This is a genomic window from Pectobacterium colocasium, assembly GCF_020181655.1.
In the GTDB taxonomy this organism is placed as follows: Bacteria; Pseudomonadota; Gammaproteobacteria; order Enterobacterales; family Enterobacteriaceae; genus Pectobacterium; species Pectobacterium colocasium.
On sequence record NZ_CP084032.1, the window covers coordinates 3,850,482 to 3,869,691 of the forward strand.

The 19,210-nt window shown below is 53.3% G+C and carries 16 protein-coding genes; 8 read left to right on the forward strand and 8 right to left on the reverse strand.

Annotation, left to right across the window (positions count from 1 at the left end; all coding sequences use genetic code 11):
* Positions 1 to 217 precede the first annotated feature (217 nt).
* Entirely contained in the window at positions 218 to 748 is a 531-nt protein-coding gene (gene ppa / locus LCF41_RS17430) for an inorganic diphosphatase (RefSeq protein WP_225085646.1), read from the forward strand.
* A gap of 111 nt (positions 749 to 859) precedes the next feature.
* Here the strand turns inward: ppa and LCF41_RS17435 are convergent, their stop codons facing one another.
* The 3 genes from LCF41_RS17435 to tamA are packed head-to-tail and all read right to left on the reverse strand — an operon-like array spanning position 860 to position 6,983.
* Positions 860 to 1,213, reverse strand: coding sequence for a gamma-glutamylcyclotransferase family protein (locus LCF41_RS17435; protein ID WP_225085647.1), 354 nt, complete (start codon positions 1,211 to 1,213; stop codon positions 860 to 862).
* A gap of 2 nt (positions 1,214 to 1,215) precedes the next feature.
* Positions 1,216 to 5,271, reverse strand: a complete 4,056-nt coding sequence (gene tamB / locus LCF41_RS17440; protein ID WP_225085648.1) for an autotransporter assembly complex protein TamB — start codon at positions 5,269 to 5,271, stop codon at positions 1,216 to 1,218.
* A complete protein-coding gene (gene tamA / locus LCF41_RS17445) occupies positions 5,268 to 6,983 on the reverse strand; it encodes an autotransporter assembly complex protein TamA (RefSeq protein ID WP_225085649.1) in 1,716 nt (571 codons plus the stop codon). The genes tamB and tamA overlap by 4 nt, the downstream gene beginning before the upstream one ends.
* A gap of 509 nt (positions 6,984 to 7,492) precedes the next feature.
* Between tamA and msrA the strand changes: the two genes are divergently transcribed.
* Positions 7,493 to 8,131 (forward strand): peptide-methionine (S)-S-oxide reductase MsrA, encoded by a 639-nt coding sequence (msrA, locus tag LCF41_RS17450; protein WP_225085650.1) that lies wholly within the window; start codon positions 7,493 to 7,495, stop codon positions 8,129 to 8,131.
* A 276-nt stretch (positions 8,132 to 8,407) separates the two neighbouring features.
* The gene (gene paeA, locus LCF41_RS17455; protein WP_225088215.1) at positions 8,408 to 9,733 is read left to right on the forward strand and encodes a polyamine export protein PaeA; all 1,326 of its coding nucleotides are present in this window, start codon (positions 8,408 to 8,410) and stop codon (positions 9,731 to 9,733) included.
* A gap of 76 nt (positions 9,734 to 9,809) precedes the next feature.
* On the opposite strand, the gene LCF41_RS17460 is transcribed toward paeA, so the two are convergent.
* Positions 9,810 to 10,016, reverse strand: coding sequence for a DUF1107 domain-containing protein (locus LCF41_RS17460; RefSeq protein ID WP_005974755.1), 207 nt, complete (start codon positions 10,014 to 10,016; stop codon positions 9,810 to 9,812).
* Between the two features lie 348 nt (positions 10,017 to 10,364).
* Here LCF41_RS17460 and LCF41_RS17465 point away from each other — a divergent pair, with 348 nt between their 5' ends.
* Entirely contained in the window at positions 10,365 to 10,943 is a 579-nt protein-coding gene (locus tag LCF41_RS17465) for a YtfJ family protein (RefSeq protein ID WP_225085651.1), read from the forward strand.
* Positions 10,944 to 10,964: 21 nt separating this feature from the next.
* On the opposite strand, the gene cysQ is transcribed toward LCF41_RS17465, so the two are convergent.
* Complete coding sequence (gene cysQ, locus LCF41_RS17470) at positions 10,965 to 11,705, reverse strand: 3'(2'),5'-bisphosphate nucleotidase CysQ (protein WP_225085652.1); 741 nt, start codon at positions 11,703 to 11,705, stop codon at positions 10,965 to 10,967.
* A 204-nt stretch (positions 11,706 to 11,909) separates the two neighbouring features.
* On the opposite strand from cysQ, the gene LCF41_RS17475 reads away from it, so the two are divergent.
* Positions 11,910 to 13,862: a bifunctional 2',3'-cyclic-nucleotide 2'-phosphodiesterase/3'-nucleotidase gene (locus tag LCF41_RS17475; protein WP_225085653.1), complete on the forward strand. Its 1,953-nt coding sequence runs from the start codon at positions 11,910 to 11,912 to the stop codon at positions 13,860 to 13,862.
* 57 nt (positions 13,863 to 13,919) lie between these two features.
* On the opposite strand, the gene LCF41_RS17480 is transcribed toward LCF41_RS17475, so the two are convergent.
* On the reverse strand, positions 13,920 to 14,303 hold the full coding sequence (locus LCF41_RS17480; protein WP_225085654.1) for a winged helix-turn-helix transcriptional regulator: 384 nt from the start codon (positions 14,301 to 14,303) through the stop codon (positions 13,920 to 13,922).
* A 215-nt stretch (positions 14,304 to 14,518) separates the two neighbouring features.
* Here LCF41_RS17480 and LCF41_RS17485 point away from each other — a divergent pair, with 215 nt between their 5' ends.
* Positions 14,519 to 15,073, forward strand: coding sequence for a flavodoxin family protein (locus LCF41_RS17485; protein WP_225085655.1), 555 nt, complete (start codon positions 14,519 to 14,521; stop codon positions 15,071 to 15,073).
* Positions 15,074 to 15,144: 71 nt separating this feature from the next.
* Here LCF41_RS17485 and LCF41_RS17490 read toward each other — a convergent pair whose 3' ends face one another.
* The gene (locus LCF41_RS17490) at positions 15,145 to 15,567 is read right to left on the reverse strand and encodes a DUF2502 domain-containing protein (protein ID WP_225085656.1); all 423 of its coding nucleotides are present in this window, start codon (positions 15,565 to 15,567) and stop codon (positions 15,145 to 15,147) included.
* 299 nt (positions 15,568 to 15,866) lie between these two features.
* On the opposite strand from LCF41_RS17490, the gene ipdC reads away from it, so the two are divergent.
* Both ipdC and ytfE read left to right on the forward strand, forming a co-directional pair.
* Entirely contained in the window at positions 15,867 to 17,534 is a 1,668-nt protein-coding gene (ipdC, locus tag LCF41_RS17495; RefSeq protein ID WP_225085657.1) for an indolepyruvate decarboxylase, read from the forward strand.
* Between the two features lie 102 nt (positions 17,535 to 17,636).
* Positions 17,637 to 18,302 (forward strand): iron-sulfur cluster repair protein YtfE, encoded by a 666-nt coding sequence (ytfE, locus tag LCF41_RS17500; RefSeq protein WP_225085658.1) that lies wholly within the window; start codon positions 17,637 to 17,639, stop codon positions 18,300 to 18,302.
* A gap of 227 nt (positions 18,303 to 18,529) precedes the next feature.
* Here ytfE and bamJ read toward each other — a convergent pair whose 3' ends face one another.
* The gene (bamJ, locus tag LCF41_RS17505) at positions 18,530 to 19,150 is read right to left on the reverse strand and encodes a BamJ family beta-barrel-assembly machinery protein (protein WP_225085659.1); all 621 of its coding nucleotides are present in this window, start codon (positions 19,148 to 19,150) and stop codon (positions 18,530 to 18,532) included.
* Positions 19,151 to 19,210: the final 60 nt, after the last annotated feature.

The window sequence follows — 19,210 nt, forward strand, 5'->3', positions numbered from 1 at the left end:
AAATGCGGAGAAATGCTCCACATAACGTGATCTTGATCATGTTCCTATCGGTAGCAAGCCTGCTTTCTTTAAAGAAACTTTAGTAACGAAAGTATTTTTACTTAAACGACCAACGCGAGCGCACTCCCCCTCACGCACACTAAAAATCAGGGACATTAAACGCTTTTTGGCTATAATGACGGCCACGCTATTTCAGGTTTAAGAGAAGGAAACCGACATGAGTCTGAACAATGTCCCGGCGGGTAAAGATCTGCCGGAAGATATCTATGTAGTGATTGAAATTCCCGCGAACGCCGATCCGATCAAATATGAAATTGATAAAGATAGCGGTGCGCTGTTTGTAGACCGTTTCATGTCTACAGCGATGTTCTACCCATGCAACTACGGCTACATCAACCACACGCTGTCTCTGGATGGCGACCCGGTTGACGTTCTGGTGCCAACCCCGTATCCACTACAGCCAGGCTCCGTGATCCGTTGCCGTCCTGTTGGCGTGCTGAAAATGACTGACGAAGCAGGCGAAGATGCCAAGCTGGTTGCCGTTCCGCACAGCAAACTGACGAAAGAATACGATCACATTAAAGACGTTAACGACCTGCCTGAGCTGCTGCGTGCACAGATCGGCCACTTCTTTGAGCACTACAAAGATCTGGAAAAAGGCAAGTGGGTGAAAGTGGAAGGTTGGGATAACGCTGACGCGGCAAAAGCCGAGATCGTTGCTTCCTTCGAGCGCGCGAAAAACAAATAAGCGCCACGCTATATGCATTAAGCCCCTTACGGCTCAAGATATCGCACGATCAAAAACACCGCCTTGCGCGGTGTTTTTATTTATGCCCCTGACTTGATTGGCTATTCGACCTCAAGCCTCATCTTCTTCGTTACGCTTTAGCCAGTCACCGCTGGCTATACGCGTCAATCCTGCAACAGAGTGTTTGTACAAATAGATCCAGGCACTGCCCAGAGGGGTGGAAATCAGCTCACGTTGGTATTCGTGACCGTCCCGCTTTAAGGCATCCAGTTCCGTCAATATCGACGAACTAATGCGATAAACCTCACAATGGATTTCGCCATCACCAGGTACTACTGCCGGATAATGGCCGAGATCGTACAGCTCGAAACCTGCGAGCTGACAATCCCCTAGCCATTGCGCATTGGTCATCCAATGACTATTTCCCTGTTTGCGTCGTAAACTGCCGTAAACAATAATTCGCATCGCTAAAACTCAAACTGATAGAGCACATCTAATGCCTGGCTAATTCCAGACACCGCTTCCAAGTATAGCTTTGGCATCAGGCGGTAACGCAGCGTTAACGTTGCCAAAGAATCGAATATGCCAACACCATATTTCACTTGCAGACCCGGAAGGACGTAGCCGCTGACGACAACCTGAGAATTATCGCCAACACCCTGTGTATCCAGAGCTAAATTACTTACGCCAAAGGCCTCGCCGATTTTACCCACAACTTGACCACTTTGTGCAACCCCTAAACCGACTAACATTGAGGTCATTGCCGAGCTATCGGCTCCACCGCTGTCCAAACCCTGTCCGCGCAGCAGATAAGAGAGCGCTTCCTGCTGCGACATGGCCGGATCGGAGAAGACTTCCAGCTTCGGTGTGGCGGCCATGCCAGTGACGCGCACACCTGCGGTAACGTCATCAGCAGTATTGTCTGGGTTACGAATGGCTTCGATATTCAGGATCGGCTGATCCGGCGGGCCGGAGAACAGAATCAGCCCCTTGCGGACGATCAAATCCTGTCCGTAGGCTTTGAAGCGGCCAGACGGAATATCGATTTGCCCGTTCAGCCCTAATCCGCGCTCGTCCTGAACCATTTTCAGGTCGCCCTGTAGGCGGGCAGCCAGCCCGAACGCATCCAGCCGCACATCATTCCCGACACGGATGGTGAGATTGCTGTTAATCGGAATTGCCGCACTGGCTTTCTTCAGCGGCTGTCCCTGCGCATCCAGCATCACTTCATCCGATGACACCGCCACCGCGCTTTCCGGCATATCTTTCACCACAATACGCGCCCACGGAATACTGACGGAACCGTTCAAGGCAAACAGCTGTGGCGTGGCTTCGAAAACAATGTCCGGTGAGACGTCCAGCCGCGCCATAGGCGGAATCGTCACGCGTAGCTTCTGGCCTTTCGCTGCGATCCGCGCACGCCAGGCGTCCGGTCGCGACCAGTCGGCATTCCCGCCGAGGTTCAACTGCCCGTTATCTGTTTTCAGGAAGCCTTGCAGCGTTGACGACATCCCGCTGAAGTTCACCGCCAACCGCCCGTTGGTCAGATCAACCGGCATCCAGTTGCCATCAATATCCAATCGTTCCAGCACCATCTGGCCGAAGATCTGAGGGCGCGCCGCATCCCCTGCCAGACGCAGGTTCGCATTCAGTATCCCCGCCGCCTTCTCTCCTTTACTCAACGCAGGGTTGAGCAGCGCCAGCGAAATCGAGTTGATCGTGACGTTGCCGCCGAGATTGCGCCGACCCTGTGGATCACTTACCTGAATATCGCCGCTGAATCGCCCGTTATCCCGAATGGCCATCAGCCAGCCAAGCTGCGCCCGCCCGCGATCGATCCCCGCATTCAGCGTAAAGGTGTCGAAATCAATCGGCAGCGTGTTGCCTTGCAACTGCTGACGAACGCTCACCCCGTTGCCCACCAGCGACACTTTCGCCTGCGGTAAGCCTTGTCCCGCCTGCCAACTGATATCGGCACCGCCAGTGAACGTTCCAGCCAGCACGGTATCCGCCGTCAGGAACGGCTTTAACATCGCGAGATCGAAGCGATTCAGTCGAATGCTCGCCTGCCCGCTCGGCCCGGCTTCAATCGCCTTAGGTACGCAAAGCTCTGCGTTCGGGTTCCTCCAACAGTGCGTACCGATAGTGATTTTCTGCTGTGCATTCAGGTAATCCAGCGCCATATCCTGTGTCAGACGCCACTCTCCCACTGGCGTGTCGAAGCGGGTATTGTTCAGCGTACCGCGCCAGCGCTGTTCCTGACGATCGAAGCTGCCCGAAAGCGCCAACTGACCCGCGACCGGCTCACCCTGCATATTCAGCCGAAGCTGATGCTGTTTTTCATTGCCGCTGGCATCCAACGTCAACAGCGCAATATTCAGGTCGTCCTGCTTCAGTGCTTCGAGACGTATAGCCAGCTTGCCCTGAATTTGCTGTTCGGAGCGGACATCACCCTCTACTCTCACCTGACGAATCGTCATCGCCTGCCAGCGCAGGCCGGAAGCGGTGATATCCGCCAGCATCTGAGGTTCACGCAGATTGCCGCGTAATTTGAGCGTACCGAGGGCGCGCCCTGCCAGACCGGGTAACATGCCGTCCAGCGATGGCGCATTGATATCTGCATCCAACTGCCACTTGTCGCTCAGTTCACCTTTGACATTCAACTGGTTGCGGCCTAATGCCAGATTCAGCGCGGGTATTGTCCACTGACCCGCCGCGTTGCCGCGGAGTTCACCTCTGGCCGTGAGCTTATTCGCTTTTACGTTGCCATCCAACCGTAACTCCGGCACCTGTAATTGCCAGCTCCCGCCATAGACGCTGCCGCGCGTCGTTATCTTGCCATCTATTTTCGCGGGCCATTCAGGCCACTGTTTTGCAGTGTTAATCCCGTTCAGCAGCAGCTCACTGCGCCAGCTAATCGCTTTGCTCCAGTCGATAAGCGCGCTTAGATCGGCATTCCCTTGCAACGCCGCCAACCGCAGGCGGCTCAGCGTAAACTGCTGTTCGTTACCTTTGCCATCCAGCAGCAGCGTCGCGGGGGGAATATCCGCACCGCTCAGATCGCCTCGCAGCGACAGCGCATAGTCGGTCGCTTTGCCGTTAAAACGCAGCCTGACGTTGCTGGCCTGATACTGCGTGGCGCCCGTCAGCGGCCAACGCACACGCTCGGTTTGCAGCGTCAATGCCAGCGGCAGCCCGGCTTCTGCCAGTTTGGTTTGCACATCCAACTGAGCGCGCTGCGGCCCCGAGAGGTTCAGCGCCACATTCAGCTGTTCGCGCAGGCCACCATCAACCGCCAGTTTCAGCGTTTCACCTTTGAGCGGTTCGACATTCAACACGCCGTTTGCCGTCAGAGAGACAGGCCAGCTCTCGCTGAGAGTTGCCTCACCGCGTACATTCAATCCACCCTGCGGCGATTGCACGATCAACTTATCCAACCGCAAATGCTGTTGCTGGGTCGATGCCTGCACGAACAGGTTATTAATCACAATGTCCCGATCGCCCGTCAGCCGCAGCTGTTCGCCGTGAATCTCGACAATGTTCAGATCCAGGGGCAACGTGAACTGCGGCAAATCAGGTAATAACGGTTTGGAGAACAGCTCGCTCAGGCGTTCCCCCAGCGGCTGTTCAGGGACTGTCGGCTTGTCAGCGGTGCTATCCGTTTGTGGCGACGACGCGGTCGGTATCGGTGATGTCGTTGTGGCGGCCGCGACCGTATTATTGGCCCCTAACGCTTTATCGATTTGCAGCGTGTGATCGATATGAACGGTTTGCGATGCGCCTTGCTCGGCGGCATCACGCACGTTCTTCGCGGTTTCTTTAACGACAGACGCCAATTCCGCCGCCGTTACTTTGCCATCCTCCAATACGTCAACGGGCGTTTTCGGCAAAGCCACCAGCAACGCGCTGATTTTGGTCGGTAGCAGCGTCAACGCACGCCCTTCCCACTGCATTCCGGTGCGGAATTCGCTCAGTGAAATCGCCGTGTCATCCACGGTAACCTGAACGTTGCTAAGCGTTAGCTGGCGCAGTGAAATCGGGAACGGTGCGGAGATCTCCGTTACCGGCGTCGAAGGCGGCGGTGTCGCTTCCGCCACGGGTAAGGCTTTGGTATCGACGATTACATCAACGCGGTTCGCCGAGAGATCGTTAATACACAACTGACTTTTGCGCAGGCAGCCCAGTGCGAGCGACAGGTGAAATGCCTCGCTCTTTACCGTCACACCCGGCATCTCGTAGCTGACATTTCTCAGCGTTAAATCACGCCAGCCGCCGCTCATGCTGGCAATATCCAACCCCGGCACCACGCGTGCGGCGGTATTCAGCAACAGATGCAGGCCCGGCGTGGTGCCCACCAACATCCCCAACCCAACCACGAGCAGCAGTAAGAATACCACAAGGCCAATACCGACCTTTTTCCACCCGCGCCCTTTTCGTGCAGGCCGCGTCGGCGCGTTATCGTGCGCGACGTTTTCTTCTGTCACCGGATCCTGTACTTTTTTTTCGTTTTTCTCATCCATCATAATTCAGGCCCCAGCGCGATATAGAACTGAACATCATTCTTCTTCTCTGCATCGCCGATCGGCATGGCGACATCAAGTTTCACTGGGCCAATCGGCGAGGCCCAGCGTACGCCGACGCCCGTGCCCGTCTTGAAGTTACTCCGTTTGATGTCATTCACTGCTTCACCTGAATCAACAAAAACCGCGCCCCACCATTTTCCCGTTACGTTGTATTGGTATTCGAGCGAGCCAGTCGCCAGCTTGGACGCACCGGTCAGTTTGCCATCGTCGTCGCGTGGCGAAATAGATTTGTACTTATACCCACGAATGCTGCGATCGCCACCAGCAAAGAAACGCAGTGAGGGAGGAACGCGGGAGAAATTGTTGGTCTCAATCCAGCCCAGATTACCGCGTGCGACAAAGCGGTGTTTATCCGCCAGCGTACGAATCCAGACGTTTTGTGCCTGAACCACAGCAAAATCGATATCCGACCCCCAGGAGGTGTCAGAGATGTCGATGGAATAACGCTGTGTATCGCCCCACACCGGCATCAATCCGCCGCGTTGGCGAGTTCGATTAATGCTGACACCCGGATAGATCAGCATCGTGGTATCCGTCACACTCGCCTGCGTAAAGTGGTCGAGACTCCAGCGCAGGTTAATCGCCCGTTGCCACCCGCTGGAAAGATCCCAGTAGCGTGCCACGTTCAACGTCGTGCCATCCGATTTAGTATCGTTAAGATCTTCACGTTTGAAGCCGCCTTGCAGCAGGTAATACTGCTCAAGCGGACTCTTCAGCAAGGGGATTTTGTAGCTAAAATCAAGCGATTGCTCCGGTGCGGACACGCTCAGGCTGCTTTCAAGACTGTGGCCGCGTGAATTCACCCAAGGCTTATTCCAGGTTGTTTTAAAACGCGGCCCCACATCGGTAGCGTACCCCACCCCGGTTTCGATACGGTTACGGGTTCGCGGTGTTACCACGGCTTCCAACGGCAGCACTTTGGTGCTTTTTGACTGGTCGAAATCAGGCGACACCACGACGGAATTAAACCATCCCGTCGCAGAAAGACGGCGGTTTAACTCACCGAGATCTTCACTGGTATACGCATCACCTTCATGAAACGGTACCAGATTTTGCAGATAATCCTCGCGGATTTGTGCGCCCTGAAAGTGTACGGCGCCAAAGCGGTAGCGTTCACCGCTATCAAAGTCGATATCCCAAAACGCCTCTCTCTCTTCCCGCATCACGCCAAGCTGACTTTGCTGGAAGCGGGCATCGAAATAGCCTTTGCGTAATGACAAACCGTTCAGCCCGCTTTTAAAACGATCGAAATCGCCGTGGTTCAGCACTGAACCGATTGCGGGGCGATCGTCTTTAACCCGTTGCTGGTAATCTTTATCGTCATGCGCACCACCGCGCAAGGTGATGTTCACCCCGGCAATTTTTACCGGTTCACCGGGCGTGACGGTAGCAATCAGTACAGGTCGCCCGCCGTTAACGGCAGGCCGGAATTCGAAACCGATCTGTGGATCGTAATAGCCAAGCGCACGCAATCCCTGACGGATCGCTTCATCAACGCGTGAACGGAAACGCCCATCGGCATTGACCTCATCGACCGCGATGGTGGATAAACGTGCCCGCACATTCTTTTGTAGTTGCCCTTCCAGCCCCATGACTTGCAGGCGCACATTCGCCGCCTGGCTCTCCGGTGCCAACATAAGCAGCGCGCACATCAGGCCAAGAAACCGGTACCGTGGCGAACCACAGCCAGCAAAACTGTTTTTTTGTCCTGCTATGCTTTTTTGCCCGGTAACGCTTTTTTTTCCAATGAAGCGGTTCTTTGAAGTGAAACGTCTTTTTGCAATGAAACGTTTGTCTGCAATGAAAATAGTCACTGAGCTCCCTGATAAATCGGTCTGTCGCCTAAAACCTCGTCGTCTAAAACCTATAGCATGGCTTTTATCACTTCGCCCGCCGCGTTGACGGACGACGCTGTACGCTTACCTGGCAATCCGCCACGTAGCGCCGAAATTCCCTACCAATATTGAATTATCTTAGTGATAAATACTAATTTTTCATCTTAAGAATAGATTTTCAACTACAAACATCAATATGCGGCATTACAGATAAACATTACCTTAACATTAAACCCCAGTAAGATATAAAGACAGGTCAATGCTTCTTGGTTATGCTTTCCATGAAAGCAGGTTATTTACCCAGTCTAGCTGGAGTTAACAACGTGATGAGTTCGATTGATAAAACGCAGCGGATTACACAATCCGATGCTTTACCGGGACGTTCCACCCCGATGCCGGTGGCCAGACTTCATGTCGTTCATGAACATTCCATGACACATGTGCCGGATCACATGTCCGTGGCAATTTTTGCGATGGGCTGCTTCTGGGGAGTAGAGCGCCTATTCTGGCAACAGCCAGGCATCTACAGCACCGCAGCAGGTTACACTGGCGGTTACACGCCCAACCCGACCTACCGTGAAGTGTGCAGCGGGCTGACCGATCATGCCGAAGCGGTGCGTATCGTGTTTGATCCTGCGGTTATCAGCTACGATCGCTTGCTGCAACTGTTCTGGGAAAATCACGACCCCGCGCAAGGTATGCGTCAGGGCGGTGATATCGGCAGCCAATATCGCTCCGCTATCTATACACTTTCCCCCGAACAGGAACAGGCCGCACAGGACAGCCTTCAGCGTTTTCAGCAGGCGATGAGAGAAAACGGTGACAGCCGCGTTATCAGCACAGAAATCGAGCCTGCGGGCCCGTTCTATTATGCGGAAGACGACCACCAACAATACCTGCACAAGAACCCGAACGGCTACTGCGGGCTAGGCGGCATCAGCATCTGTCTTCCGCCCCCGCGTTGACCACTGGCGGTAAATTCACCGCTCCTGCTATAATGCCCCGCAACCGGGCAGATCGTTGCCCGGTTATAGACCTTCAATTATTGCTATTAATTTATACTCTAAATAATTCGAGTTGCGTGAAGGCGGCAAGGGAAGGAGTCCCGATGAGCTTACTCAAGTAAGTGATTCGGGTGACTGAGCGTAGCCAACGCACAAGCAGCTTGAAGTATGACGAGTATACTCACCTTTCTGAGGATCGCTGCGTCAATCTCGACTCATGCGAAAACGTTAAAAATGATGTTAAACAGTCTATTGCTGATTCTTTGTCTCATTGCCATCAGTGCGTTTTTCTCGCTGTCCGAGATCTCGCTGGCGGCATCCCGTAAAATTAAACTCAAACTGATGGCCGACGAGGGAAACCTCAACGCCGATCTGGTGCTCAAATTCCAGGAGACACCGGGCATCTTCTTTACCGTGATTCAAATTGGCGTCAACGCCGTCGCAATTCTGGCCGGTATTATCGGCGATGCGGCATTTTCCCCGACGTTTTCCATTCTGTTTGAACGCTTCATGTCACCCGAAGCCGCAGATAAAGTCAGCTTCATTTGTTCATTCGTCCTCGTCACCAGTCTGTTTATCCTGTTTGGCGACCTCACCCCGAAACGCATTGGTATGATTGCGCCGGAAGCCGTCGCGGTCCGCATAATCAACCCCATGCGCTTCTGCCTGTTTCTCTTCCGTCCACTGGTGTGGATCTTTAACGGCCTGGCTAATGTTATTTTCCGCCTGCTCAAGCTGCCGATGGTGCGTAAAGATGACATCACGTCCGATGATATTTACGCCGTGGTGGAAGCGGGTGCATTGGCTGGCGTGCTGCGTAAGCAGGAGCACGAACTGATCGAGAACGTATTTGAACTGGAATCCCGCACCGTGCCGTCTTCAATGACCTCACGCGAAAGCGTGGTTTATTTCGATCTGCGCGAGCAGGAAGACAGCATTAAGGAAAAGATCGCCCAGCAGCCGCATTCCAAGTTTCTGGTTTGCGATGGCACGATTGATCAGATCGTCGGCTACGTGGATTCCAAAGACCTGCTGATTCGGGTGTTGGGAAACCAGAGCCTGACGCTGAGTAGCGGCGTGCAGATTCGTCCAGCGCTGATCGTACCGGATACGCTGACGCTGTCCGAAGCGTTAGAAAGCTTTAAAACCGCGGGCGAAGACTTTGCGGTCATCCTGAACGAATATGCGCTGGTCGTCGGCATCATCACGCTTAACGACGTGATGACCACGCTGATGGGCGATCTCGTCGGTCAGGGAATGGAAGAACAGATTGTCGCGCGCGATGAGAATTCCTGGCTGGTTGAAGGCGGCACGCCAATAGAAGACGTGATGCGCGCGCTGAATATTGATGATTTCCCGCATTCCGGCAACTACGAAACCATCGGCGGCTTCATGATGTATACGCTGCGGAAAATCCCGAAACGGACCGATGCGGTGCGCTTCTCAGGCTATAAGTTTGAAGTGGTAGATATCGACAGCTACAAGATCGATCAGCTGTTGGTGACGCGTCTGGAAGACCGCCCGATTGTCTCATCAAGCGTGAAGATTGATAGCGACGATTAACCGCCAGAAGACATGCGTAACCCACCAGTCTTCATAACAAACCAAAACGGCCCGCTACGGGCCGTTTCTTTATCACTCATCCCATCTCAGCCTGAAGCCGGATGACCTGGCGATTCACTTCGGACATCACCAGAAGATGCTGCTTATCCTGTTTCTTTGGCAGTAGAATTTTGCCGTAGTCGAACTCAAAAGCACCAACCCCTTTTATGTACAGCCGCCCGCGAAACAGGGTTTTCACATATTTAGCGACTTTCAAAGGATTGTAACGTTCGAAAATCCTCATCGTTTTACTCTCCCGTTTTATTTTTCTACGCTCTCCCTTTCGCCAACATGACTGAGGTTCTGGAGCGCTAATGAGATAACGGATACTGCTAATTAGTACAGCAAAACGGCATTTAGTTCCCCACAGCCCAGTATTCTTAACTGCTTTTACAGATTTTTACAGAGTAGTGTTTAAGTAAACCCCTAGTCATCAGTATAAACCTTCAAAAACAAGGGTTTTGTGCACTCAGGCACAAACCGTTTTACTGCGAAGCAGGACAGACCAGTTTCCTGAATCTACGCTTATTCCATAGCCTGATCTTTTCCATCACTGACATCGCATCAGGTTCCCTACACAGAAGGACATACCATGATAAAAATACGCCACCTGCTCCTCGCTCTTGCTATCACGCCGCTGTTAGGGCTTGCCTCGCTTCCTGCCTCAGCCCATACGCTAGTGCTCAACCAATTGGTTCCTCCCGTCGGCGTCGCGGACAGAGGGGAACTTCAGTACCAGAATAATCAGTTTAGTTATAAAAACTGGAACAGCGCGCAATTGCCCGGAAAAGTACGGGTGATACAACATATCGCTGGCCGCACCTCCGCCAAAGAGATGAACGACCCGCTCATCTCCGCACTGAAGGCCGCTAACCTACCGCACGATTATTACCAAACGACGACAATCGTGAATACCGACGATGCCATTATCGGCACCAGCATGTTTGTGCGCAGTAGCCTTGAGGACAACAAGAAAGCCTTCCCGTGGTCGCAATTTATTGTCGATAGCAACGGTAACGTGCGGAAAACCTGGCAGCTACAGCCGCAAAGCTCAGCTATCGCCGTGCTGGATAAACAAGGGAAAGTCCGTTTCGTGAAGGATGGCGCACTGAATGGGCAGGAAGTGCAGCAGGTGATGTCCCTGCTGCGCCAGTTGCTGGAAGAGAAATAACAAACGAGAGCGTCTGGCAGGCTAAAATAAAGAGACGCGAAAGCCGGGGTTGAGGAAGGATTCACGCGGCGTATAGGATAACGGCTGTCCTTGCCAGTCGTGAATCTGTGCCCCGGCAGCCACCGCCACCGCGTGGCCCGCCGCCGTATCCCAAATGTTTGTCGGTCCGAAGCGCGGGTAAAGCTGTGCTTCGCCTTCCGCCACCAGACAAAATTTGAGCGATGACCCAATCGCCACCGTCTGGTGCTCGCCCAGTTGGTTGAGGTAGTCCTTTAATTCACGATCGGCATGAGAACGACTGACCACCACCAGCGGCGGGTGAGCCTGCTTCACCGTAATGTGCCGACGCTGGCCGTTCTCTTCTTTCCAGGCTTTACCTGCCGCCGCAGAATACATCACGCCCGTGACCGGTACATAAACCACACCCAGAACGGCTTGACCATGCTCGATCAGCGCAATATTCACCGTGAACTCACCATTGCGGCTGAGGAATTCTTTGGTGCCATCCAACGGATCAACCAGCCAATAGCGCTGCCAGTGCTGACGGATTTCCCATGTGGGCGGATCTTCTTCTGACAGCACGGGAATATCAGGGAACGCCGCGGTCAGCCCATCCTTAATGACCCGGTGCGCCGCCAGATCGGCGGCGGTCACTGGCGAATCATCGTTCTTATGCGCGACATCCACAGGATGTTGCCCTTCGTAAACCTGCATAATGGCAGTACCGGCATCGCGAGCCAGTTGGCAAACAGTTTCTAACATGATCAACCTCGTCGTTATCGGTTACGCGTAACGCAGACTTCATCTCTGTCATTCATTATACATCTGTGAGGCAATCTACGATTATTGCCATTATTGATGTCATCCTCAGTATTTAGAGACGATAATCACTTTAACTTCATCATGATATGAAAGACACCCCCGATCGCCTCACGCGTCGATAATCACCGCACAAGGAGTTACACAATGAAGCATTCATTGGCACTCAGCCTGCTTGCTACGCTGGTCGCCACGACCGTTCATGCCGCTACCGTTGATCTACGGGTATTGGAAACCACCGATCTGCACAGCAATATGATGGATTTCGACTACTACAAGGATACGCCAACCGATAAGTTTGGTCTGGTGCGTACCGCCAGCCTGATTAACGCCGCACGCGAACAGGCCACTAACAGCGTGCTGGTGGATAACGGCGATTTGATCCAGGGTAGTCCGTTGGGCGATTACATGGCCGCAAAAGGGCTGAAAGCCGGCGACGTGCACCCGGTTTATCAGGCGATGAACACGCTGGATTATTCCGTCGGCAACATCGGTAACCACGAATTCAACTATGGCCTGGACTACCTGCACAAGGCGCTGTCAGGCGCGAAATTCCCTTATGTGAACGCCAACGTGCTGGATGCCAAAACGGGTAAACCGCTGTTTACGCCTTATCACATTGAAAACAAGTCGGTTAAAGACCGCGACGGCAAACCGCATACCCTGCGCATCGGCTATATTGGCTTCGTCCCGCCACAGGTCATGGTGTGGGATAAAGCCAATTTAACAGGAAAGGTCACCGTGGAAGACATCACGGAGAGCGCCAAAAAATGGGTGCCGGAAATGCGTAAGCAAGGGGCCGATCTGGTCATTGTTATCCCCCATTCCGGCCTTTCTGCCGAGCCGTACAAAGCGATGGCGGAAAATTCTGTTTACTATCTCAGCCAGGTTCCGGGCGTTGACGCGATCATGTTTGGTCATGCTCACGCGGTTTTCCCCAGCAATGACTTTGCCAACATCAAGGGCGCTGACATCAAACAGGGAACGCTCAACGGCATCCCTGCGGTGATGCCAGGACAATGGGGTGACCATCTCGGCGTCGTCGATTTCACGTTGAATAACGACAGCGGCACATGGAAGGTGGAACAGGCGAAAGCGGAAGCCAGACCGATCTATGACAAAGCGCAGAAGAAATCACTGGCGGCGGAAGACGACAAGCTGGTGAAAGAGCTTTCCGATGCACACCAGAATACACGCGAGTTTGTCAGCAAACCGATCGGCAAATCCGCAGACAACATGTACAGCTACCTGTCGCTGATTCAGGACGATCCTACCGTGCAGATCGTCAACAATGCCCAGCGTGCCTATGTAGAACACTTTATTCAGGGCGATCCCGATCTGGCCGATTTGCCGGTACTTTCCGCCGCCGCACCGTTTAAAGCCGGTGGACGTAAAAACGATCCGGCCAGCTATGTCGAGGTAGAAAAAGGCCAGCTTACCTTCCGTAACGCTGCCGATTTGTATCTTTATCCAAACACGCTGGTCGTTGTGAAAGTGAACGGACAGCAGGTGCAGGAGTGGCTGGAATGCTCGGCGGGTCAGTTCAAACAAATCGACACCAGCAAGCGTGAGCCGCAATCGTTGCTCAACTGGGATGGCTTCCGCACGTATAACTTCGACGTGATCGACGGCGTCAACTACCAGATTGATGTGACGCAACCTGCCCGTTATGACAGCGAGTGCGCGTTAATCAACGATAAGGCACACCGTATTAAAGGACTGACGTTTAACGGTAAACCGATTGATCCCAAAGCAACCTTCCTGATCGCTACCAACAACTACCGCGCCTACGGCGAGAAATTTGCCGGTACGGGTGAGAAATACGTGGCCTTCGCCTCGCCGGATGAAAACCGCTCCGTTCTGGCGGCCTACATCAGCGCGGAAACGCAAAAGTCGGGAGAAGTGAAACCGCAGGCGGATAACAACTGGCGCCTGGCACCTATCGTCAGCGATACGCCACTGGATGTCCGTTTTGAAACGTCGCCGTCAGAGAAAGCCGCGACGTTTATCAAAGAGAAAGCCCAGTACCCGATGACGTCCATCGGTAATGATGAAACGGGCTTTGCGGTTTATCGCCTTGACCTTCAGCACGCCAAATAAGGGCTGATCGCGTTGTGTCCACAGGCTCTTGCTACCGCAGGAGCCTGTGCGTTGCGCTTAGAGCGGTTCAGCCGTACTATTCGCCGACGCATCAAACTTTTGCTGAGATAACAGCACATTATCCATGTTCTGTTCTGCCCAATACGTGAGCTCGGCAATCGGCTTGGCCAGCGTTTTCCCCATTTGAGTCGAGGCGTATTCCACCGTCACGGGAATCGTCGGAAAGACGGTTCGCTCAACAAAGCCGTCACGCACCAGATTTTTTAGCGTTTGCGACAATACCTTTTGTGAAATCCCTTCTACGTCGCGTCTTAGCTGATTAAAGCGCATCGGTCGCTCAACCAAAATATTGAGGATCAGCAACGTCCATTTATCCGCCACGCGATCCAAAATCATGCGGGTCGGGCAGTTTTGTGCATAAACATCATAACGTTTGCTCATCGGCGAGTTTCCATATAGCAGCCTGAAGTATGGCGGGTATGGTTACCTTGAAGATACCAACTCACTTAAAAGTGCTGTCTTAACAGAACCATAAGGCTCCGATATAGTCCTCACATTATAAAGTTAGTATCGATTAGAAAGCACGTATCACTTGCGGGGCAGCATGACAAGGCTCCAGCGTATTGTTGATAAACACAGAGAAACGAGGAAAGGTTATGTCAAAAGCAGTCGTTATTTATCATTCAGGCTATGGTCACACGCAACGTTTAGCTCATGCCGTCGCCGAGGGTGCCAACGCCGAACTGATTGCCATCGATGCGGAAGGAAACATCAGCGATGCAGAGTGGGAGAAACTCGCCGCCGCCGACGCGATTATCTTTGGTACGCCGACCTACATGGGTGGCCCGACCTGGCAGTTCAAGAAATTTGCGGATGCCAGCTCGAAAGCCTGGTTTACCCGTGCCTGGAGCAACAAGGTGTTTGGCGGTTTTACTAACAGCGCCAGCCTGAACGGGGACAAGCAGGTCACCCTGATTTATCTGCAAACGCTGGCTTCACAGCACGGCGGAATTTGGGTCAGCCTGAACCAACTGCCCTCCAATGCCAAAGCGGCAAAACGCGACGATTTGAATAACCTCGGTGGTTCCGTGGGTCTGCTGGCACAGACGCCGTCTGACGCCAGCGCAGATGAAGTGGTTGCCGGCGATCTGGCGACCGGTAAGCTGTATGGTCAACGCATCGCTGATATCGCTGCAAAACTGGCTAACTAGTTCAGCAACACACTCTACGTACCATTATCCAATGCACAAGCGCCGCCCTTTCGCGGCGCTTTTTTTATCCGCTAGTCGCGAAACGATCCCCGCCCATTGCGATAATACCCATTCCCCCGCTCATGCCCGCGTCGGTCCCAATCACCGCGACGCGGCCCGCGATCGTCAACGTAGCGAGGGGGATCAAAGCGGCGATTATCATAATCGCGCCTGTCGCGCTGGCTCTCACGCCACCAGCGGGCATCGCGCCAACGCCAGCCATCCCAATAGTAACCGTGCCGATTACGTTCGCCACGGTGATAACCCCGATGCTCCTGCCACCAGCGCTCGCTGCGCCAGTCATAGCCATCCCAGTAATTACCACGTCTGTCACGTTCACCAATATTCAACGTGATACCGGGCATCAGATCAATGCTGGCCCCCTTAGCCTCTGGTGCTGGCATAACCGCAAACATTCCCATAAACAGGGCACTGATGACGAGTGGCTTAAACATAGGGTAACTCCTTGCTCACCGCGACTGCGGCCTTGCAAAGGTATACGGGGAATTCCTCTGCGCCACTATCAGATAAATACGCATTTTCCTGACTTTACCATTCTTAACGTTTCGCTAACGCCAATGCCCGCTATACATCATCACCCTATTAATTCATTAATAAATTTAATACCAAAAAACCTGAAATATACGAATAAATGCAGAATAACCGAGTAACCATAGGGAATAAATATTAGAAATATTCACCTAAAGGTTAATACTTACTCTCAGAATATCCGTCATTCATAGAGGGAACAGCGATGAGCGAAAACTATACGGTGGGCGATTACTTACTGGATCGCCTGACACAAGTTGGTATTCAGCATCTCTTCGGCGTGCCGGGCGATTACAATCTGCATTTTCTCGACCACGTTATCAGGCACCCGGATATCACCTGGGTGGGTTGTGCGAACGAATTAAACGCCGCTTACGCCGCCGATGGCTATGCACGACGTCGTACAGCGGCGGCGCTGCTCACCACCTTCGGCGTGGGGGAACTCAGCGCAATTAACGGCATTGCGGGCAGCTACGCGGAATGCCTCCCCGTTATTCACATTGCCGCCGCGCCCAGTCTCGCTTCACAACGCAACGGTGAATTACTCCACCATACATTAGGCGACGGCGATTTCAGTCACTTTTCCCGCATGGCGGCCGAAGTCACTGTCGCACAGGCCAGCCTCACCGTCGAAAACGCCACCACAGAGATTGATAGGATTATTGGAGAAGCACTTTCTCAGCACAAACCGGTATATCTGTTTCTGCCATTGGACGTGGCTGCGGCACCGATCGACGCGCAACCGTACCCACTCGCGATCCCTAAACCCTTGCGCTCTGACGATGCTCTACGAGCCTTTACCGCAGCCGCCACAGCGATGCTCAGCGAGGCAAAATCGGTCTCACTGCTGGCCGACTTTCTGGCGCAGCGTGCTGGCGTCGCTGGGCAAATTCAACGCTGGCTCGATAAAACACCGTTCCCACACGCTACGTTGCTAATGGGGAAAGGCACATTAAACGAACAGCACCATAACTTTACTGGCACCTACGCGGGTCGCGGCAGTCACGAAGCGATCCGGGCACACATCGAAGACGCTGATGTTATCATTAGCATCGGCGTACGCTATACCGATACGATTACCACTGGCTTCAGCCACCAGATTTCCTGCGAAAAAAACATCGATATCCAGCCAACATTGGCTCGTGTCGGCAGTCAGGTTTTTCCTTCTGTTCCAATGTCGGATGCTATCGCCGCGTTGGAAAAAATCACCGCGCCGCTCGCGCCCCGCTGGGATCGCAGCCCCATTACGCCTCCGGCTTTACTGCAATCAGAGCATAAAGGCATGCTCAACCAGCGCGAGTTTTGGCAACAGATACAGCATTTCCTCCGCCCTGGCGATATTCTCGTGACGGATCAAGGAACCTCCTGTTTTGGGGCCGCAACACTCCGACTGCCGAGGGACTGTCATTTCATCGTTCAGCCACTGTGGGGCTCGATAGGCTACTCTCTGCCAGCCGCATTCGGCGCACAAATTGCCGAACCAGAACGGCGCGTGGTGCTATTGATCGGCGACGGCTCACTTCAGCTCACCGTACAGGAACTTGGCTCTATCATTCGGGATCGCTTGAACATGGTCATTGTGGTGCTGAATAACGAGGGCTACACCGTCGAACGGGCGATTCACGGCCCTGAGCAGCGCTACAATGATATCGCCGCCTGGAACTGGACGCAGCTTCCCGCCGCGCTAGGCGCGGATGACAACGAGATACTCTGCGAACAGGTGCGCTCACCGGAAGCTCTCGCCCAGGTGCTTGAACTCGTGAACGCAGAATCTCGCTTGTCGCTTATAGAGGTTGTGTTGCCGAGAATGGATATACCCGCGCTTTTACACACCATCACGCAGTCGATTGAGACCCGCAATACCGTGCAATAGCACCGCATACTTTATACCGCTTACCTCGTAAGCGGTATATTCAACGCATAAAGATGCATTTAAAATACAATTTATAGACTACATTCGTTGAGAGGCATCATCATGGCATACCGCGATCAATCTCTGGGTGAGTTGGCTATCGCTATTCCGCGCGCGACCAAACTCTTTCGTGAACTCAATCTGGACTTCTGCTGCGGCGGAAAGCAAACGCTCAGTCGCGCTGCGGGCAAAAAGGATCTCAATATCGACGAGCTGGAAGCGCAGTTAGAAAAACTGGCTGCTCAGCCTTCCGATGCGCGGGACTGGCGTGAAGCGCCGCTGGCCGACATTATCGCGTACATCATCCCTCGTTTTCACGATCGCCATCGCGAACAACTGCCGGAACTGATTCTGATGGCAGAAAAAGTCGAACGTGTGCATCACGATAAAGCCGATTGCCCGCACGGCCTCGCCAACCAACTGACCGCCATTTATCACGAGCTGTCTCAGCACATGATGAAAGAAGAACGTATCCTCTTCCCGATGATCGGTCAGGGAATGGGGGCAAATGCCGCAGCGCCGATTTCAGTCATGGAGCATGAACACGATGACGCCGGGCGTGATGTGGAAGTGGTCAAAGAACTGACCAACGGCGTCGTGCCACCGGAAGGTGCCTGCAACACCTGGCGTGCACTGTATTCCGGTATCAACGAGTTCATTACCGACCTGATGGAGCACATCCATCTGGAAAACAATTTGCTGTTCCCACGCGCGCTGCGCGGTGAGTAATGTCGCTTCAATAAAAAAAGAAAGTCAGTAGAAAATAAAAAAGGCTGACGAGCGGGAATAACGGATAGATCGTAAAGACGCTGTGAACACCTCCCTGTGCGCTCGAGTTGCGCCATCCATGGCGCAAACGCTTTACTCTTCTATTCCGTTACTCCCGTTTGCGGTCAACAAATAGATTTGTCAACGATCTGAAAGGCGCTCAGTGAGCGCCTTTCTTTGTCTGGAGATTACAGAATTTCCAGCAGTTCCACTTCAAAAATCAGCGCGCTGAACGGCGGAATGGAAGCACCCGCGCCACGTTCGCCATACGCCAAATTGTGCGGAATATAGAGTTCCCACTTGGAACCGACTGGCATCAGCGTCAACGCTTCAATCCAGCCTGGAATCACACCGCTTACCGGGAATTCAGCAGGCTGACCGCGCTGAACGGAGCTGTCGAACACGCTGCCGTCAATCAGACGGCCAGTGTAATGTACACGTACGCGATCCTGACGAGCTGGGATAGCGCCTTCACCCTGCGTCAACACACGGAATTGCAGACCAGATTCCGTGCTGTTCACACCTTCTTTCTGCGCGTTTTCAGTCAGGAACTGCTGACCTTCTACTGCCAGCACCTGTTGGCGCTCACGACGTACCGCATCGGCACGTTCATGAATTTCACGCAGCGCACGATGAACCACATCCACAGGCACCGCAGGCGCATTACCTTCCAGCGCGTCACGTAAACCAGCAAGCAGAGCTTCTGGGATCAGACCTTCAAGACCTGATTCCTGTAACTGTTGACCAACCTGTAAGCCGATGCCGTAACTTGCCTGCGCTTCGACGCTATCAAAAGAAGGAGTTGTCATGGATGTTCCTTTTAATCTGTAAAAAACTGAAAGCGCAGCATAACAGCGACAGGGATTGGG

Coding starts and splice junctions, on each gene's coding strand:
- ppa (WP_225085646.1), top strand. CDS start 218: ATGAGTCTGAACAATGTCCCGGCGGGTAAAGATCTGCCGGAAGATATC.
- LCF41_RS17435 (WP_225085647.1), bottom strand. CDS start 1,213: ATGCGAATTATTGTTTACGGCAGTTTACGACGCAAACAGGGAAATAGT.
- tamB (WP_225085648.1), bottom strand. CDS start 5,271: ATGATGGATGAGAAAAACGAAAAAAAAGTACAGGATCCGGTGACAGAA.
- tamA (WP_225085649.1), bottom strand. CDS start 6,983: ATGTGCGCGCTGCTTATGTTGGCACCGGAGAGCCAGGCGGCGAATGTG.
- msrA (WP_225085650.1), top strand. CDS start 7,493: ATGAGTTCGATTGATAAAACGCAGCGGATTACACAATCCGATGCTTTA.
- paeA (WP_225088215.1), top strand. CDS start 8,408: ATGTTAAACAGTCTATTGCTGATTCTTTGTCTCATTGCCATCAGTGCG.
- LCF41_RS17460 (WP_005974755.1), bottom strand. CDS start 10,016: ATGAGGATTTTCGAACGTTACAATCCTTTGAAAGTCGCTAAATATGTG.
- LCF41_RS17465 (WP_225085651.1), top strand. CDS start 10,365: ATGATAAAAATACGCCACCTGCTCCTCGCTCTTGCTATCACGCCGCTG.
- cysQ (WP_225085652.1), bottom strand. CDS start 11,705: ATGTTAGAAACTGTTTGCCAACTGGCTCGCGATGCCGGTACTGCCATT.
- LCF41_RS17475 (WP_225085653.1), top strand. CDS start 11,910: ATGAAGCATTCATTGGCACTCAGCCTGCTTGCTACGCTGGTCGCCACG.
- LCF41_RS17480 (WP_225085654.1), bottom strand. CDS start 14,303: ATGAGCAAACGTTATGATGTTTATGCACAAAACTGCCCGACCCGCATG.
- LCF41_RS17485 (WP_225085655.1), top strand. CDS start 14,519: ATGTCAAAAGCAGTCGTTATTTATCATTCAGGCTATGGTCACACGCAA.
- LCF41_RS17490 (WP_225085656.1), bottom strand. CDS start 15,567: ATGTTTAAGCCACTCGTCATCAGTGCCCTGTTTATGGGAATGTTTGCG.
- ipdC (WP_225085657.1), top strand. CDS start 15,867: ATGAGCGAAAACTATACGGTGGGCGATTACTTACTGGATCGCCTGACA.
- ytfE (WP_225085658.1), top strand. CDS start 17,637: ATGGCATACCGCGATCAATCTCTGGGTGAGTTGGCTATCGCTATTCCG.
- bamJ (WP_225085659.1), bottom strand. CDS start 19,150: ATGACAACTCCTTCTTTTGATAGCGTCGAAGCGCAGGCAAGTTACGGC.